11 protein-coding genes and 5 pseudogenes are annotated in these 17,961 nt (G+C 42.3%); 13 read left to right on the top strand and 3 right to left on the bottom strand.

Annotated features, from left to right (window positions below):
• The first annotated feature begins 3 nt into the window (after positions 1–3).
• From AB2B48_RS09655 to ugd, 3 genes are all read left to right on the top strand, one after another.
• Entirely contained in the window at positions 4–834 is an 831-nt protein-coding gene (locus AB2B48_RS09655; protein ID WP_368301621.1) for a glycosyltransferase, read from the top strand.
• Between the two features lie 132 nt (positions 835–966).
• Positions 967–2,373, top strand: a complete 1,407-nt coding sequence (gene gndA, locus AB2B48_RS09650) for an NADP-dependent phosphogluconate dehydrogenase (RefSeq protein WP_035897610.1) — start codon at positions 967–969, stop codon at positions 2,371–2,373.
• A gap of 198 nt (positions 2,374–2,571) precedes the next feature.
• Positions 2,572–3,738 carry a UDP-glucose 6-dehydrogenase gene (gene ugd / locus AB2B48_RS09645; RefSeq protein WP_368301620.1) on the top strand — a complete coding sequence of 389 codons (1,167 nt, stop codon included), beginning with the start codon at positions 2,572–2,574 and terminating at the stop codon, positions 3,736–3,738.
• Positions 3,739–3,819: 81 nt separating this feature from the next.
• Here the strand turns inward: ugd and AB2B48_RS09640 are convergent.
• Positions 3,820–3,906: pseudogene (locus AB2B48_RS09640) on the bottom strand (nucleotide sugar epimerase); the annotation flags it as partial.
• A 65-nt stretch (positions 3,907–3,971) separates the two neighbouring features.
• On the opposite strand from AB2B48_RS09640, the pseudogene wcaM reads away from it, so the two are divergent.
• Positions 3,972–4,669, top strand: a pseudogene (wcaM, locus tag AB2B48_RS09635) (colanic acid biosynthesis protein WcaM); the annotation flags it as partial.
• Between the two features lie 153 nt (positions 4,670–4,822).
• Positions 4,823–4,990: pseudogene (locus AB2B48_RS09630) on the top strand (sugar phosphate nucleotidyltransferase); the annotation flags it as partial.
• Between the two features lie 26 nt (positions 4,991–5,016).
• On the opposite strand, the gene AB2B48_RS09625 reads toward AB2B48_RS09630, so the two are convergent.
• Positions 5,017–6,224 (bottom strand): IS3 family transposase gene (locus AB2B48_RS09625; protein WP_117086587.1). Its coding sequence is split into 2 segments (ribosomal slippage): positions 5,017–5,903 and positions 5,903–6,224, totalling 1,209 coding nucleotides; the frame shifts between segments, so codons are not numbered across the junction.
• 93 nt (positions 6,225–6,317) lie between these two features.
• Between AB2B48_RS09625 and AB2B48_RS09620 the strand changes: the two are divergent.
• From AB2B48_RS09620 to AB2B48_RS09590, 7 genes and pseudogenes are all read left to right on the top strand, one after another.
• A pseudogene (locus AB2B48_RS09620) lies at positions 6,318–7,061 on the top strand (sugar phosphate nucleotidyltransferase); the annotation flags it as partial.
• A 503-nt stretch (positions 7,062–7,564) separates the two neighbouring features.
• Positions 7,565–8,752, top strand: a complete 1,188-nt coding sequence (locus AB2B48_RS09615) for an ABC transporter ATP-binding protein (RefSeq protein WP_368301619.1) — start codon at positions 7,565–7,567, stop codon at positions 8,750–8,752.
• The gene (locus AB2B48_RS09610) at positions 8,731–10,860 is read left to right on the top strand and encodes an HAD family hydrolase (protein ID WP_368301618.1); all 2,130 of its coding nucleotides are present in this window, start codon (positions 8,731–8,733) and stop codon (positions 10,858–10,860) included. The genes AB2B48_RS09615 and AB2B48_RS09610 overlap by 22 nt, the downstream gene beginning before the upstream one ends.
• A 3-nt stretch (positions 10,861–10,863) precedes the next feature.
• A complete protein-coding gene (locus AB2B48_RS09605) occupies positions 10,864–11,958 on the top strand; it encodes a class I SAM-dependent methyltransferase (protein ID WP_368301617.1) in 1,095 nt (364 codons plus the stop codon).
• A gap of 9 nt (positions 11,959–11,967) precedes the next feature.
• Complete coding sequence (locus tag AB2B48_RS09600) at positions 11,968–12,720, top strand: ABC transporter permease (protein ID WP_368301616.1); 753 nt, start codon at positions 11,968–11,970, stop codon at positions 12,718–12,720.
• A gap of 1,313 nt (positions 12,721–14,033) precedes the next feature.
• Complete coding sequence (gene gndA, locus AB2B48_RS09595; RefSeq protein WP_368301615.1) at positions 14,034–15,440, top strand: NADP-dependent phosphogluconate dehydrogenase; 1,407 nt, start codon at positions 14,034–14,036, stop codon at positions 15,438–15,440.
• Positions 15,441–15,545: 105 nt separating this feature from the next.
• Positions 15,546–15,638 (top strand): annotated as a pseudogene (locus AB2B48_RS09590) (nucleotide sugar dehydrogenase); the annotation flags it as partial.
• Between the two features lie 77 nt (positions 15,639–15,715).
• Here the strand turns inward: AB2B48_RS09590 and AB2B48_RS09585 are convergent.
• Complete coding sequence (locus AB2B48_RS09585; RefSeq protein ID WP_368301614.1) at positions 15,716–16,720, bottom strand: NAD-dependent epimerase; 1,005 nt, start codon at positions 16,718–16,720, stop codon at positions 15,716–15,718.
• Positions 16,721–16,954: 234 nt separating this feature from the next.
• On the opposite strand from AB2B48_RS09585, the gene wzzB reads away from it, so the two are divergent.
• Complete coding sequence (gene wzzB / locus AB2B48_RS09580) at positions 16,955–17,953, top strand: LPS O-antigen chain length determinant protein WzzB (RefSeq protein WP_368301613.1); 999 nt, start codon at positions 16,955–16,957, stop codon at positions 17,951–17,953.
• Positions 17,954–17,961 lie beyond the last annotated feature (8 nt).

The raw sequence follows: 17,961 nt of genomic DNA, 5'->3' as shown, positions 1-17,961 counted from the left end.
ATAATGCATAAAGTTGAAATTCTTAATAATAGTATTGCAGTTATTATGAGTGTCTACAAAAATGACGATGTTGAGTATTTGAAACTGGCTTGCGATAGCATGCTTTCTCAAACAGTCTCCTGTGACTTATATATATATAGAGATGGTCTTGTTAAATCTGAGTTACAATCTATATTAGATGAATATGCATGTCTTAGCAATGTTACGCTTGTTGAAAATGATGTAAATAGAGGTTTGGCTTATGGTCTGAATCAACTTATTGAAATGTGTGTTAAAAAGGATTATTCGTTTGTTGCTAGAATGGATAGCGATGATATTTCTTTTTTGAATCGTTTGTCCTTACAAGTAAACTATTTTAGTTCACATCCTGATGTAGATGTTTGTGGCGGATTTTGTGAGGAGTTTGGTGCATCATATTCTCTGAAAGAGAAAAGGCTTCCGCTGGATCATAAGACGTTAAAAAAATTTTCAATCTCACGTTGCCCATTTATTCATCCTTCAGTAATGTTCAGAATGTGTGTTTTAAAATCAGGTGTCAGATATCCGACTAATACTTATTATTGTGAGGATCTAGCTCTATGGTTTGATTTGTTGAAGAAAGGATTTAAATTAGGGAATGTTAATAAGGTTTTACTTTCGTATAGGATGACGGAAGATACTCTTCAAAGGAGAAGGGGAATCAAAAAGGCATATAGTGAATTTACACTAAGACTTTATTATATGTTCACTTTGAAAGAAGTTACAATCAAAAATTTTTTTTTGATTATTTCAAGATTTTTTTTCCATCTAACACCTATCCGTCTGATGAAGCTTGCATATAAAATCATGAGATGAATTTTTATCTACACATTTTTATTTTATTTTTTTCAATATAATGATTTCTCTTTTACGGAAGTTAAAAATCATCTATTGTAAGATTAAGATAAATGGTACGTTTTCCCATCGTACCCCAAACAGGAGCAAATAATGTCCAAGCAACAGATCGGCGTAGTCGGTATGGCCGTCATGGGCCGCAACCTCGCGCTCAACATCGAAAGCCGTGGTTATACCGTCTCCATTTTCAACCGTTCCCGTGAAAAAACCGAAGAAGTTGTTGCCGAGAACCCGGGCAAGAAGCTGGTTCCTCACTATACGGTTAAGGAGTTCGTCGAGTCTCTGGAAACCCCACGTCGTATCCTGTTAATGGTGAAAGCGGGCGCTGGTACCGATGCGGCTATCGATTCCCTGAAGCCGTACCTTGATAAAGGCGACATCATCATTGATGGTGGCAACACCTTCTTCCAGGACACCATTCGCCGTAACCGCGAACTGTCCGCTGAAGGCTTCAACTTTATCGGTACCGGTGTGTCCGGTGGCGAAGAGGGCGCGCTGAAGGGCCCATCCATCATGCCTGGCGGCCAGAAAGAAGCGTACGAGTTGGTTGCGCCAATCCTGACTAAGATTGCTGCGGTTGCGGAAGATGGCGAACCGTGCGTGACCTACATCGGTGCAGACGGTGCAGGTCACTATGTGAAGATGGTTCACAACGGCATCGAATACGGCGATATGCAGCTGATTGCTGAAGCGTACTCTCTGCTGAAAGGCGGCCTGAATCTGTCTAACGAAGAGCTGGCAACCACCTTTACCGAGTGGAACGAAGGCGAGCTGAGCAGCTACCTTATCGACATCACCAAAGATATCTTCACTAAGAAAGACGAAGAAGGTAAATACCTGGTCGATGTGATCCTCGACGAAGCAGCGAACAAAGGTACCGGTAAATGGACCAGCCAGAGCTCTCTGGATCTGGGCGAGCCGCTGTCGCTGATCACCGAGTCCGTGTTTGCACGCTACATCTCCTCCCTGAAAGACCAGCGCGTGGCGGCATCGAAAGTGCTGTCCGGCCCGCAGGCTAAACTGGCCGGCGATAAAGCAGAGTTCGTTGAGAAAGTGCGTCGTGCGCTGTACCTGGGTAAAATCGTCTCCTACGCGCAGGGCTTCTCTCAGCTGCGTGCGGCGTCCGACGAGTACAACTGGGATCTGAACTACGGCGAAATCGCGAAGATCTTCCGTGCGGGTTGCATCATTCGTGCACAGTTCCTGCAGAAAATCACCGACGCCTACGCTGAAAACAAAGGCATTGCTAACCTGCTGCTGGCACCGTACTTCAAAAATATCGCTGATGAATACCAGCAGGCGCTGCGTGACGTTGTGGCCTACGCGGTTCAGAACGGTATCCCGGTTCCAACCTTCTCTGCCGCCGTCGCGTACTACGACAGTTACCGTTCAGCGGTGCTGCCAGCGAACCTGATTCAGGCTCAGCGTGACTACTTCGGTGCGCATACCTATAAACGCACCGATAAAGAAGGTGTGTTCCACACCGAATGGCTGGATTAATCTGAATTAGTTCATTGCCAAATGCAGGCCCGGAGCGCTCCTCCGGGCTTTTTTATTGTCTAAAAATGGGATTCAGTCAGGTCTGATAGGCGGCGTTGCACTAAATCACGATATACTGACGACATGTTGACCCGATACGCCAGCTAACAGGCGACGTGTTCACTCTTACATGTTTAACCAGAAGAAGTTACACAACGAATGAAGATAACTATCTCAGGAACAGGTTACGTAGGTTTGTCTAACGGCATTCTGATTGCTCAGCATCACGAAGTGGTGGCGCTGGATATCGTGCAGACCAAAGTCGATATGCTGAATCAGAAGAAATCGCCAATTGTCGATAAAGAGATTGAAGAGTTCCTGGCGACGAAATCGCTGAATTTTCGTGCGACGACCGATAAGCACGACGCATACCGCGATGCCGACTTCGTGATTATCGCCACGCCGACCGACTACGACCCGAAAACCAACTACTTCAACACTTCAAGCGTTGAATCGGTTATTCGCGATGTAACGGAGATCAACCCGAAAGCGGTGATGATTATCAAATCGACCATTCCGGTTGGTTTTACCAACGCTATCAAAGAGCGGCTGGGTATCGATAATATCTTCTTCTCGCCGGAGTTCCTGCGCGAAGGGCGCGCGCTGTACGATAACCTGCATCCGTCCCGTATCGTGATTGGTGAGCGTTCTGAACGCGCCGAACGTTTTGCGGCGCTGCTGCAGGAAGGGGCCATCAAGCAAGATATCCCAACGTTGTTTACCGACTCGACCGAAGCCGAAGCCATTAAGCTGTTTGCGAATACCTATCTGGCGCTGCGCGTGGCTTACTTTAACGAACTGGACAGCTATGCCGAGAGCCTGGGGCTGAACTCCCGTCAGATTATCGAAGGCGTATGTCTTGATCCACGTATCGGCAATCACTATAACAACCCGTCGTTCGGCTATGGCGGCTACTGCCTGCCGAAAGACACCAAGCAGTTGCTGGCGAACTATGAGTCGGTACCGAATAACATTATCGGGGCTATCGTTGATGCCAACCGTACGCGTAAAGACTTTATTGCCGACTCGATTCTGGCTCGTAAGCCGAAGGTGGTGGGCGTCTACCGGCTTATCATGAAGTCCGGTTCTGATAACTTCCGCGCGTCCTCCATTCAGGGGATTATGAAACGCATCAAGGCGAAGGGCATTCCGGTCATTATTTATGAGCCAGTGATGCAGGAAGATGAGTTCTTTAACTCCCGTGTGGTGCGCGATCTGGATGCGTTTAAACAGGAAGCTGATGTGATCATCTCTAACCGTATGGCGCAAGAGCTAGCGGATGTGGAAGAAAAGGTTTATACACGCGATCTGTTTGGTAATGATTAAGCGTTAGTATTAGCGCCGTTCCCGGCGGCGCTGCGCCTGGCCGGGATACGAAAGAAAAAACCCTCGTCAGAGGGTTTTTTCTTATGCTTTATAAAATTCGCGATACCAGTCGACGAAGTTTTTTACCCCTTCCTTTACCGAGGTCTGCGGGCGGAAGCCTACCAGGTCGAGTGAGCCTCTATAACATCACCCTCGACGTCCGCGGCGGCGACTGCACGATAGAAGGGCTGACCGGCCTGGTGGGAAGCACTTACGATAACGGTTATCCGGAAGACCATGTGGTGAAGTCGTTTGTCGTGGCCAACATCACCGGCAGCAACTGCCGTTAGTTGGTATACGTTGAGAACCGAAAGCATTTTATTATTTGCAATGTCAAGGCCAGTAATAGCGGCACTCTGGAATTCAGTCAGCAGGCGGGAATAAATAACGCCACCGTGGCGATCTACGGATGTGATAATTTCGTTATCGATGGTATCGATATGGTTAATAGCCGGGAATGCTGATTGGCTATGATGTTATCAAATTATCAAAGGTAACTATTTGTCAATATCGCAAAATCCTTGACTGAATAATGCGCGGATAAATAATGAGAGGACGAATTATAAACTAAGGGGAACACAGATATCATCCGGCAATGCCCAGTCGTTTGTCTCCCTCACTAACCTGGATTTGCGGTACGCTTCATTGGCGCTTCATAACAAACCAAAGCATTTTTTTATGAGTAATATCAATGTTATGTAAGTAGCATCGCGCGAACCCGCGCTGTTGCTAAACTTTGACTTGCGGAAGGATGTGCGCGGTAAATTTATGGCCAAACAGGATACGCCAGTTGTTGTTGACGCACGTTAACACCGTTAACGAGAAGAGGCAGTCGTCGGTGGATATCGACCTTATTGATCAATATGTTGTTAATTCTGAACGGTTTAATTTTCCGCAGTTAGTGCCGCTTGCTGCCACTTTCCTTCCCATTCTCAGACTATATCCCGAGATTTCGCCTAACCCAAAGAGATACTATGAGAAAACAGGGTGGATTAAACATGTTTAATCGCTATAATTCAGCAACCAAATATAGGTGGGCAAGATAATGGTTAATTTGAAAGCAGTCATTCCAGTCGCGGGCTTGGGCATGAATATGCTTCCTGCCACGAAGGCGATCCCTAAAGAGATGCTGCCGATCGTCGACAAGCCAATGGTTCAGTATATCGTTGACGAAGTGGTTGCTGCAGGTATCAAAGAAATCGTGATCTTGACCCTCCATCTCCGAACAGCTTTTGTATCTTAAGTTAACGATGTCCGCTGCCGCCGGTATTCCCTCGGGGAGTGATATCCCAGCGCGCTGTGCGGGTGGTTTTCATTGTAATGCGTGAACGCTACTGCAAGGTTTCGCAGTGCTGTTCTCACATCCGGTTTTGGCATGAACGCGATATAGTCTTCTTTCATCGTTTTCACGAACCGTTCGGCCATGCCATTACTCTGCGGGCTGCTCACCGCTGTTGTGCAGGGCTCCAGATTCAGCTCTCTCGCGAACCTCCGCGTTTCATACGCGGTATACGCTGAACCGTTATCCGTCAGCCACTGCACCGCTGTGTCGGGCAACCTGTCGCCGAAGCGCTTTTCCACCGACCTCAGCATCACATCCTGCACGGTCGAACTGTCATAGCCTCCCGTGCTTGCTGCCCAGTCTATGGCCTCACGGTCGCAGCAGTCCAGCGCGAACGTTACCCGCAGTTTTTCGCCGTTGTCGCAGCCGAACTCGAAGCCATCTGAACACCAGCGCATATCGCTTTCTGCCACCGCTATCTTGCCCTTATGTTCACGCTTCGGTCGCTCTGGTTTGTGATGCAACAACAACAGGTTATGCTCACGCATTATCCTGTAAAGCCGTTTGGCATTCACAGGTAGCTGTCCCTCTGTGCGACGTTGCTTGCGCAGGATGCCCCACACGCGTCGATAACCATAACTCGGCATATCGCTGATAATGTTGAGGATAGCCGACAGTATTTCTGCGTCTGCTTCTTCATTACGCCGGTTACAGCGCCTGTCCTGCCAGTCGGCAGAACGGTTAATCCGCAGTGACAGTTGCGCACGCGACACGCCCATGGTCCGGCAGACCATGGCTATTCCCCGTCCTTTGGCAACAAGGGCGCGTGCGCTATCCATTTTCGCGACTGACCGTACTCCACGGCTTCTTTCAGGATCTCAACTTCCATCGTCTTCTTGCCCAGAAGGCGCTGAAGCTCCCGGACCTGCTTCAGAGCAGCAGTAAGCTCAGAAGCAGGAACGACTTCCTCTCCAGCCGCAACGGCGGTGAGGCTGCCTTCCTGATATTGCTTCTTCCACTTAAACAGCAGGCTGGGCTGGATACCATGCAGGCGGGCGACATGGGAGACATTCATACCCGGCTCCATCGTCTGCTGGATAATGGCGATCTTCTCCTGAGGAGTTTTACGTTTACGGACTTCTTGCCCTAACAGGATCCCGGTCATCTCAAAATTGGCGTTAGTGTTAGACATATATTCAAGCCTATCTCTTATCTGGAGATACAGCTACTGTCCGGTGTTTCAGGGGGCTACATCAGTATCAAAGAAATCGTTCTGGTAACGCATGCATCGAAGAACTCGGTGGAGAACCACTTTGATACCTCGTATGAACTGGAAGCGCTGCTGGAACAACGTGTAAAACGTCAACTGCTGGCTGAAGTTCAGTCTATCTGTCCTCCTGGCGTTACCATTATGAACGTTCGCCAGGCTCAACCGCTGGGCCTGGGACACTCTATCCTCTGTGCGCATCCAATCGTTGGCGATAACCCATTTGTGGTTGTGCTGCCGGACATCGTGCTAGATAACGCCAGCGCAGACCCGCTCCGCTATAACCTTGCCGCAATGGTGGCCCGTTTCAATGAAACGGGGCGTAGCCAGGTGCTGGCAAAACGCATGCCGGGCGATCTGTCTGAATACTCGGTGATCAAAACCAAAGAGCCGTTGGATGTCGAAGGTAAGGTAAGCCGCATCGTCGACTTTATCGAAAAACCGGATCAGCCGCAGACGCTGGAATCTGACCTGATGGCCGTTGGCCGCTATGTGCTTTCCGCTGATATCTGGGCGGAACTGACGAAGACCGTGCCGGGAGCATGGGGGCGCATTCAGTTAACGGATGCCATTGCTGAACTGGCGAAGAAACAGTCTGTTGATGCAATGCTGATGACGGGCGAGAGCTACGACTGCGGGAAGAAGATGGGGTATATGCAAGCGTTTGTGCAGTACGGGTTGCGGAATATGAAGGATGGCCAGGCATTTCGTAAAGCTATTGAAAAGTTGTGCTGAAACCAGCACCTGTCAGCGGGTATCGTATAAAGAACAGTAGACGTAAACATTTCCAATGACTATGTTATTTTAAATGAAATCTTATAACTTCTTCTTCATGAGAAATAAACGTTGATAGAGATTTAGCTACCAGAAGCGTTTGGTATTGGTATCTAAACCATCGTTGTTACTGCATTGGATAGATAATTTTCGTTTTAGTTTAGGGGGATGTGGCAATGCCCTTATAGAATGTTTAATGAAGTCAGTGTTCTGGTAACTGTTAAGCCAGGGGCGGTAGCGTGGGTTATTTGAATGAACGAACTAATTAGAGCAATAATGTTTATAATGGTTAAATATCGCTTCGTAACGCCTGATTTTAGACTTCAGGAAAGCATGATTTGATAGAAATACAGTCCGTATTTTTTCTACAACTGCAATGCAGAAAGTAAGACTTATAACTGATGTGTCTAAAAAAACGACACAATGAATCTAATCATTTGAAATGAAAAATGAATTAATACGTTATGAATCAACTAATATCTTTAAAAAATGTAAATAAATCATATGCTAGGTATGATTCAAATTTAGAACGTGTAAAAGAATTACTACACCCAGCAAGAAAAAAATATTCGACTAATGTCCCAATACTTCACGATATTAACGTGGAAATAAATCGTAACGAAGTTATTGGGATTATCGGTAAAAATGGTGCCGGAAAGTCAACGTTACTAAAGATCATTGCTGGGATTATCTTCCCTAACTCTGGTGACGTAAAGGTTAATGGCAAAGTATCTGCTTTAATTGAACTCGGTGCATCGTTTAATCCCGAATATACTGGAAGAGAAAATATTTATTTCTATTGTATGACCCAAGGGTTAACAAAAAATGAAGTTGATAAAATATATAATGATATAATCAGTTTCGCAGATATCGGTGATTATATATCTCAACCGGTTAAAACGTATTCTAGTGGAATGTTTGCCAGGTTAGCATTTTCTGCATCAATAAATCTAAATCCTGATTTGCTTATCGTTGATGAAATATTGTCTGTTGGTGATGTGTTCTTCCAGCAGAAATGTATGCGTAAAATGAAAGATCTAATAAAAAATGGCAGTACCGTTATATTTGTATCTCATGACATGCATGCAGTAAAATTTTTTTGTGATCGTATTATATTTCTTCAAGATGGTAAAATCATCGATGATGGCTATAACACCATCGAGATATTAGATCGTTATGAAAAAGGCACCGTAGCGGATAATTCTACTTATGATATAACAAAAATTGATAATGACTTCATTAAGATCACGGATACATTTTTTATAGATAAAAATGGAGTAAAGAAAAATAGATTTAGAGTTAACGAAGACATTACAGTTGTAATTAATTTCACTATCGTTCGCACAGAAAAAGATAGATTCCTGGGGTTTGGTATCAGAAATCAAGATAGTGTATATGTTATGGGTATTAACACTAAACTTGATGGTATCATTTTGCCAGAGAAACCAGGTGATTATCAGGTCAATATTCATTTCAAAAATATCAATTTATATAAAGCTGTTTTTAATTGCTGGAGCGTTATTTACAATGATTCAGGAACGATATTAGAAAGTAAGTATTTAATAAAGGATGCTTTTGAAATCTATGACACTTCGGAACTTAGTGAAGGTGTGGTTGTTTTGGATAGAGAGTGGGAAATAAAAAAATTATGAATTATAATGAAGAACTTGAAATAATAAAATCAAAAATAGAACGATATGATATCATTACGTTTGATATATTTGATACATTGGTTTTACGTAATGTCTTTGAGCCCACAGATATTTTTTATATTGTTCAAAGGGAATATGAACTTAAGTTCGGGAAACTAGACTTTGATTTCCATGAACTAAGAAAATGCTATGAAATAGATGCAAGGAAGAACCGGAGTAATCAAGAGGATATTGTTTTTGACAATATCTATGAAGAGTTTCTCAAATATTATCCCGAGCAAATATGTGATAGATTAAAGACTATAGAATTAGAAGTAGAAAAAGAATTTATCATAAAAAATGAATTGATGTTTGAAGTATATCAACATGTTGTAAATTTAAATAAAGAAATTTATTTTATTTCTGATATGTATCTGCCATCAGATTTTTTATCAAACATATTAAATGAGTTAGGTTTTAATAAATATAATAAACTCTATGTCTCTGGTGAGCACTTAAAAACCAAGCATTATGGAACATTATATCAATTAGTTAAAGAGCATAACTCATTAGCCGTAGAGAAATGGCTTCATATTGGTGATAATTTCCATTCTGATATCACTCAGGCAAAATTAAAAGGTATTGCTGGGTATCATTATAAAAAAGTAAATGAGCGGGTCAAAAAAAAGAAAATAAACTCTATTGAGGACTCTATTTTAACTGCATTAGAAATTAATCAACTATGTACTCGACCTGACACTGGTTATTGGGATAGATTTGGTTACAGCAAAGCTGCAAGAATGTTTTACCTCTTAACTAAATGGTTAATAAATAATATAAAAGGGAAACAGACAGATATCTATTTCTTGGCCAGAGATGGGTGCTTTGTAAAAAAAATTTATGATCTTTACTACAATCATAACACAAGTCTACCTCAACCCCATTATCTATATACGTCGAGAAGAGCATTCCAATGGGTCGAGATTTTAGATAGTAATATTGATGAATTCTTATACATTATTACTGCGTTTAATCCACAATTCTCTCAGAAATTAACATGCAGAGAGATTCTTAACAATTTGAATATTGATACAACTGACAAGTTAGAAATTATTGCTAAATATGGTATTTCATTAGATACAGTTTTATGTGTTGAAAATGATATATTAGTAAATGCTAGAAAATTCTTAAAAGAAATAATAGATGAAATTAAGCTGTCTCTTAATAAAGAAAAGGAGATGGTTACACTTTATTTAGATTCAGCAGGTCTTAACGATAGAAATAAGATTCTTTCTATATTCGATATAGGGTGGCGCGGATCCATTCATAAATCTATTCAATTGTTTACCAAACATAAAATATTTGGGTATTACTTTGGTACAAATCAATTTATACACTCCGAAATAAAAGACAACTCAATGGGATTCGTCTTTGATAAAGGAATGCCTAGCGATAGAAATGCATTTATATTACGGTATTTGATGATCTTTGAGTTTTTGTTTACTGCGCCACACGGTAGTTTGCAACATTTTAAAAAGAATGAACTTGGTGAAGTTATTCCTGTATTAGATCCTGTAGATGCAAACCAATGTTATATTGATAGCATTAAAGCAATGCAAGATGGATGCATGAAATTCATTCAAACCGTGATGAAGTATGATCGTTTTTTCCAAAGTTGTAACCCTACGGATGCAATTGAAAATATTAAAAATATGATAGTCGATGAAGAGTTTGAAGACCTGTATGAGTTTTCATTCCTCCATAATTCAGTAGGTTTTGGTATTACAGATGACCTTAAAAATTATGTTGGCATAGTTGATAGTGATGAATATTTACAATCGCCAGAGAATATCATACAGCAGTCTAAATTTAATTTGTGGCCGGGGGTTTTGTTAATAAAAAAAGGCTGTCGATTATTCACGCAGAAAGAATTTAATGCAGTAATGTTAAATGGAAATGCATTGTTGCCAACTTATATATACAATAATACGCATGAAAATATAGAAGTTCAATTCGCAAAAAAAATCTATCATTTCTATAAAAGACAAGGGATTAAATTAAGTTTATTTAGAGCAATTCATTCTTTTAAATATCTTTATAACTTATTCAAAGAAAAAAATAAGGCATAGTACATGAACAAAAAATATAATTTGCATTTGATCTTAGATACCGAAAGTGCACATAAGAAAATAATTGATTCTATTCAGGAAAATAGTGTAGTACTAGAAGTGGGGACAAGTCATGGACACATGACAAAATATTTAAAAGAAGAATTAAATTGTAACGTTACGGGGATTGAAATAGATCCGGAAGCTGCGCGGGATGCGTCACAGTACACATCTGAATTCTTTGTTATAGATATTGATAATATTGAATCACTGGATGAAAAAATTAAAGATAATCATTATGATTATATCATAATGTGTGATGTCATCGAGCACGTGAGGGACACCACTAACATATTAAAAATATTAGGTAAAAAATTAAAAGCGAGTGGATTATTTTTGTTGTCGGTTCCCAATGTTGCACATAATATTGTTTTAATGCAAATCTTGAAAAATGAATTTAATTATCAAGATGTTGGTATGATGGATAATACTCATATCCGCTGGTTTACATCGAATAGCTTTAAGAAAAAAATTGATGAAACTGGATTGAAACTGGTAAAACATGACTGGACGTATATGACGCCAGAGTATGAGAATATACCGCATAATAATTATGATGAATTTAGCTTATTTGAGAAAGAAGTTTTACTCAAACATCTCAATGGCCATTTCTTCCAAAATATTTTCCATTTATCTAGAGATATTAATAGTGTTGAGGCCCCTATAAATAACATCGATGCGTACTGGTTTGATAAAATAAAAGTAACCCATCCTAACAACATCGAGCAAAATATTGATGTTTTTGATAGAAGTGTACTAGCTAATATTAAATTCATCGCGCCTAAAAAAGGTGCTAATTATTCTTTGATTATCAATCCAACGATGAGGATGCGAGGATTTAAAAACATTTCAATAACGGCGATTGGCTCTGATAACATTGAAGTAAATAAACGCTTTGTGGTAGAAAATGCTATATTCATCGACAAATCATATTATTCATTTTCCAATTCAAGAATACTGATTAATATAGATGGGGGTTATGATAACATCAATATTTCATTTGAATATATTGACGTTACAGAGGATTTATTAATGTCTTTACTTCAGAGAGTTCGATAGGTAATATCAATGATACTTCAGTTTTCTATGTATGATTTAAAGAAAAAAGTTGCCGGTAGTTATTTAGGATGGTTTTGGCTAGTTATGAAACCATTGCTTACTATCCTCGTAATGTGGGCTGTTTTTTCTTATGGGTTTAAAAAACCAGCAGTTGATGGTAGTGCATTCATTGTATGGGTAGCTAGTGGCCTTGTTGTTTGGACCTTTTTTTCTGAAACAGTAAATGACATGACGAACTCTCTCATAGAATATAATTATTTATTAAGACAAACAAATTTCAAATCTAAAAACATTCTAAGTATTAAGTTATTATCAAATAGTTTTTTGCATATGTCGCTTTTTTCTTTACTTTTTATTATTTATGCGCTGTCTGGTGGTGCCGCGAAGTTATCATTGTTTGTGATTTTTTATTATTTTATTTCGCTCGTCGCACTTACTTACTCCCTGGGGCTTTTACTTTCAAGTCTAAGAGTATTTGTAAAAGATATCTCTGATATGTTAAATGCCGTTCTCCAGGTAACATTTTGGGCAACTCCTGTAATATGGAATATAAACTTAATACCGAAAGAATATGTATATATTTTAAATTTAAACCCGCTAAGTTACATTGTTCAAGGTTACCGAGATGTATTGGTTAACCAGAATGCACCATTAAATACTTTTGGGAATGGAGTGATTTTTTGGTGTGAAATAATTGTGTTATATATTGGCGCATCATTCGTTTTTCATCGACTAGAAAGACAGTTTAATGACGTACTTTAGTAGGGATTACTCATATAATATGAAACGTAACTCTAGTTTTTATATGCCGCTAACCTATACGCTAAATACAAGGATAGGCAGCATAAAGCAATTTATCTCATGGGTTATTATATATGTGATTCCCATGTTATCAATATGTTTATTGTACCGTAGTACAATAAACATATTGGATGTTATTAACTCTGCTCTATCTATTATATTAATCTATAATAATTATGAATTGGGGTATATTTATAATGATACGGAAAGAACTAAAAAAGAAACCAATCCAACAATTAGATTAAGTAAAAACAATCTAGCTTTTTATGAAAAACACAAGATTAATATAATAATATGTAGATTGATTTTTTCTTTAGCCTTATCTTTATTTATCTATTATAATTTTGGTAATGTTGGGTTTATATTATCGACTTGGATGATTATTTTTGTTTTTTATATTTATAACTTAACATTTTCTTCTTGGGGTATACTTCTTCATTTAATCTTAGTGTCTTTACGATATTGTTCAATTGCTTTAATGTTTAGTGTGCTTAATAATAATTTATTGTTCTTGTTTTTATTGTTCCCTTTAATAAATACTTTAGAACGAACGAAAGAGAAGAAATTTGGAATACAGATTTTTAATTTTATCTTACAAGATATAGATAAGTTTAGATTTTACTATTATTTGCTACTGACGCTCAGTGTGCTTATTTATAATTCGCTTCCCGCAACAGAATTTAATTTGTATATGATTTTTTCTCTTTTTATTATTTATTTTACCGTGCGGTGATTTACTTCTTTAATCTGCGTACATTGAAAAACACTATTAAATAATATACGTTAACAATTACTCATGCTGAAAAGTTAGGCTGGACCGTTTTTTAGCCTGTGGTATTAACGCAGACGCTTCGTATCGGTAATACGGGTTTGTCTTTAACTCATCATAGATGCAAGGACTGGTTACGGATAGTTACCCCAGAGAAGAATAGGTTACTATGTGGAGGAAAACTTATACTGATGCCATCGGTGTGACAGTCAGAATGTTGTAGCAAATGGTTCCCCAAGCATAGAGTTGGGGTAGTTTCTGATTAAGGTATAACAAAATTTAAAAAAACGAAAATGTTATTATGAATATGGCTAATACTAAAGTCTTTGATAATAGCAAAGAGACAGTTGTGTGCCTCAATAGCCGTAAAAACGTTCTTTTTGGGGGCGGAAATAGCAACATTTCGCATCTTCCGACATCCATTAAACCAGAATATGAGTTAACATCTAGGCCACACTTAAACCGCGTACCATTCGCGGTGAACACCCCCTGACAGGAGTATGTAATGTCCAAGCAACAAATCGGCGTAGTCGGTATGGCCGTCATGGGCCGCAACCTCGCGCTCAACATCGAAAGCCGTGGTTATACCGTCTCCATCTTCAATCGCTCCCGTGAAAAAACCGAAGAAGTTGTCGCTGAGAACCCAGGCAAGAAGCTGGTTCCTCACTACACGGTCAAGGAGTTCGTCGAGTCTCTGGAAACCCCACGTCGTATCCTGTTAATGGTGAAAGCGGGCGCTGGCACCGATGCGGCTATCGATTCCCTGAAGCCGTACCTTGATAAAGGCGACATCATCATTGATGGTGGCAACACCTTCTTCCAGGACACCATTCGCCGTAACCGCGAACTGTCTGCTGAAGGCTTCAACTTTATCGGTACCGGCGTGTCCGGCGGTGAAGAGGGCGCGCTGAAGGGCCCATCCATCATGCCAGGTGGTCAGAAAGAAGCATACGAACTGGTTGCGCCAATCCTGACTAAGATTGCTGCGGTTGCGGAAGATGGCGAACCGTGCGTGACCTATATCGGCGCGGACGGTGCTGGTCACTACGTGAAGATGGTTCACAACGGCATCGAGTACGGCGATATGCAGCTGATTGCTGAAGCTTACTCCCTGCTGAAAGGCGGCCTGAATCTGTCTAACGAAGAGCTGGCAACTACCTTCACCGAGTGGAACGAAGGCGAGCTGAGCAGCTACCTTATCGACATCACCAAAGATATCTTCACTAAGAAAGACGAAGAAGGTAAATACCTGGTCGATGTGATCCTCGACGAAGCGGCGAACAAAGGTACCGGTAAATGGACCAGCCAGAGCTCTCTGGATCTGGGCGAGCCGCTGTCGCTGATCACCGAGTCCGTGTTTGCGCGCTACATCTCCTCCCTGAAAGACCAGCGCGTGGCGGCATCTAAAGTGCTGTCTGGCCCGCAGGCTAAACTGGCCGGTGATAACGCAGAGTTCGTTGAGAAAGTGCGTCGTGCGCTGTACCTGGGTAAAATCGTCTCCTACGCGCAGGGCTTCTCTCAGCTGCGTGCGGCGTCCGACGAGTACAACTGGGATCTGAACTACGGTGAAATCGCGAAGATCTTCCGCGCGGGTTGCATCATTCGTGCACAGTTCCTGCAGAAAATCACTGACGCCTACGCTGAAAACAAAGGCATTGCTAACCTGCTGCTGGCGCCGTACTTCAAAAATATCGCTGATGAATACCAGCAGGCGCTGCGTGACGTTGTGGCCTACGCGGTTCAGAACGGTATTCCGGTTCCAACCTTCTCTGCCGCCGTCGCGTACTACGACAGCTACCGTTCAGCGGTGCTGCCAGCGAACCTGATTCAGGCCCAGCGTGACTACTTCGGTGCGCATACCTATAAACGCACCGATAAAGAAGGTGTGTTCCACACCGAATGGCTGGATTAATCTGAATTAGTTCACCGCCAGATGCAGGCCCGGAGCGCTCCTCCGGGCTTTTTTATTGTCTAAATACTGGCCTTACATGTTTAACCAGAAGAAGTTACACAACGAATGAAAATAACTATTTCAGGAACGGGTTACGTAGGATTGTCTAACGGCACTCTGATTGCCCAGCATCATGAAGTGGTGGCGCTGGCTATCATGTAGGCCATAGCGCCGTTCCCGGCGGCGCTGCGCCTGGCCGGGCTACGAAAGAAAAAACCCTCGTCAGAGGGTTTTTTTTAGGCTTTATAAAAATCGCGATACCAGTCGACGAAGTTTTTTACCCCTTCCTTTACCGAGGTCTGCGGGCGGAAGCCCACCAGGTTGTACAGCGGCTGCGTCTCTGCGCTGGTTTCCAGCACGTCGCCGGCCTGCATCGGCATCATGTTCTTCTTCGCTTCAATCCCCAGCGCGTCTTCCAGCGCCGTGACGTAGTCCATTAATTCAACCGGCGCGCTGTTGCCGATGTTGTAAACCCGATAGGGTGCCGAGCTGGTTGCCGGAGATCCGGTCTCAACGGTCCATTCGCTATTGGCTGCTGGAATAACGTCCTGCAGACGGATAATGGCTTCGACAATGTCATCAATGTAGGTGAAGTCGCGCTTCATTTTGCCGTAGTTATAGACATCAATGCTTTTCCCTTCCAGCATTGCCCTAGTGAATTTGAACAGCGCCATATCCGGGCGGCCCCACGGGCCATAGACGGTAAAGAAGCGCAGTCCGGTGGTCGGCAGGCCGTACAGGTGGGAGTATGTATGCGACATCAGTTCATTCGCTTTTTTGGTCGCGGCGTAAAGTGAAACCGGGTGATCGACCGAGTCATCGGTCGAAAATGGCATTTTACGGTTTAGGCCATATACTGAACTGGAAGAGGCGTACAGCAGATGCTGAATCTTGTGATGGCGGCAACCTTCCAGGATGTTCAGGTGACCCATCAGATTGGATTCTGCATAGGCATGTGGATTGTCAATCGAATAGCGCACGCCGGCCTGGGCGGCGAGATGGATGACGCGTTCAATATTTTCGTTCGCAAACAGGTTCGCCATGGCGGTTCGGTCAGCCAGATCCATTTTATGGAATCGGAATTGCGGTGACTGTAAACGATCGAGGCGTGCCTGCTTCAGGCTGACATCATAGTAGTCGTTTAGATTATCAATACCCACAACCTGATGGCCCGCTTTCAGTAAGCGTCCACAGACGTGAAAGCCAATAAAACCCGCTGCACCCGTAACAAGATAGATCATAATATTCCTCAGTAACACCCGCGGAGAAAGGCAACCAAACGGTTTTGCCATAGCGGAAAGAGGGGATCATACCCTCCAAAGGGGAAAAAAGATAATCGTAATCAGTCATCATCGTTGCCAATTATTCAGATAATTCCGCCAAAATTCAGGGCTTTTTTGGTAGCCGCAGTGAGTGGGGTTGGTAAAATAAAGTGCGCTAAATATTATAATTCCAATTTTAACTATAAGGTTTTTATGACTCAGGTAAGCAATGGTGGGTCGAGTGAGCAGCGTCATGACCCCGAGCAGATCGATCTGATTGATTTAGTGATGGAGCTCTGGCGAGGGAAAGTGGTAATCATTGCCTGCGTGGTGGTTGTTCTCATCCTGGCAGTGGGCTATCTGTTTGTGGCTAAGGAAAAGTGGGTCTCTACTGCTATACTGGCCGAGCCTGATATTGGGCAAGTTACTCTGTATTACAATGCGTTAAAGTTGAGTGGTACTGATAATAAAAACACCGATAAAACCGACACTTCAGCGGCAAGTGTTGTTGATGTAACTGGGCTTTACAATGCTGCGTTATCAGCGCTGTCTAATATGTTAGATAATCAGAACGAATCTGAAAAATTAACCATTGGACCTGTGAGCAAAGATAATAACTTTCCCGTGCAGGTGAGGTACGTATCAGACAACGCAAAAGAGGCTCAGAAAAAGTTAACACAATATTTGGAGCAAATTGATAGCAATGTTGCTGCAGAACTGTATACCGCCTTAAAAGGCAGCATTGACCAGCAGACTGTATTGCTGGAGGCGTCTTTGAAGAATCAGACGTCAGTAGCGGAAGAGCAGCGTACAGAACGACTAAATCAGATAAAAGAAGCTTTAAAGTATGCAGAAGCGGCAAACATTACCAAGCCTAAGGTACAGCAAGCTCAATATGTGACCCAGGACACTATGTTTCTGTTGGGTAGTGATGGCCTAAAGGCAATGATTCAAAATGAATCTACCCGCCCGCTGGGCTATTCTGATAAATATTATTTGACTAAAAATAATCTATTAGACCTTCAACACATGAATATCGAACCGAAAATGCTCCACACAATGCGCTATGTCATGAAACCAGACCTTCCCACTCGCCGCAATAGTCCCAGGCGCGCGATCGTGCTGGCACTGGCGGTGCTGCTTGGTGGGATGATAGGCGCAGGGATTGTACTCGGGCGTAAAGTGATAGCGGATTACCGCTGCCGCAGCTAATCATTTGT

The organism is Kluyvera sichuanensis (assembly GCF_040930405.1).
Classification (GTDB): Bacteria; Pseudomonadota; Gammaproteobacteria; order Enterobacterales; family Enterobacteriaceae; genus Kluyvera; species Kluyvera sichuanensis.
This window is presented reverse-complemented; position numbering and strand designations above follow the sequence as displayed.

Excerpts from the sequence above, each read along its gene's own strand:
- AB2B48_RS09585 (WP_368301614.1), bottom strand. The coding sequence starts at position 16,720 with ATGATCTATCTTGTTACGGGTGCAGCGGGTTTTATTGGCTTTCACGTC.
- gndA (WP_035897610.1), top strand. The coding sequence starts at position 967 with ATGTCCAAGCAACAGATCGGCGTAGTCGGTATGGCCGTCATGGGCCGC.
- gndA (WP_368301615.1), top strand. The coding sequence starts at position 14,034 with ATGTCCAAGCAACAAATCGGCGTAGTCGGTATGGCCGTCATGGGCCGC.
- AB2B48_RS09600 (WP_368301616.1), top strand. The coding sequence starts at position 11,968 with ATGATACTTCAGTTTTCTATGTATGATTTAAAGAAAAAAGTTGCCGGT.
- ugd (WP_368301620.1), top strand. The coding sequence starts at position 2,572 with ATGAAGATAACTATCTCAGGAACAGGTTACGTAGGTTTGTCTAACGGC.
- AB2B48_RS09655 (WP_368301621.1), top strand. The coding sequence starts at position 4 with ATGCATAAAGTTGAAATTCTTAATAATAGTATTGCAGTTATTATGAGT.
- AB2B48_RS09605 (WP_368301617.1), top strand. The coding sequence starts at position 10,864 with ATGAACAAAAAATATAATTTGCATTTGATCTTAGATACCGAAAGTGCA.
- AB2B48_RS09615 (WP_368301619.1), top strand. The coding sequence starts at position 7,565 with ATGAATCAACTAATATCTTTAAAAAATGTAAATAAATCATATGCTAGG.
- wzzB (WP_368301613.1), top strand. The coding sequence starts at position 16,955 with ATGACTCAGGTAAGCAATGGTGGGTCGAGTGAGCAGCGTCATGACCCC.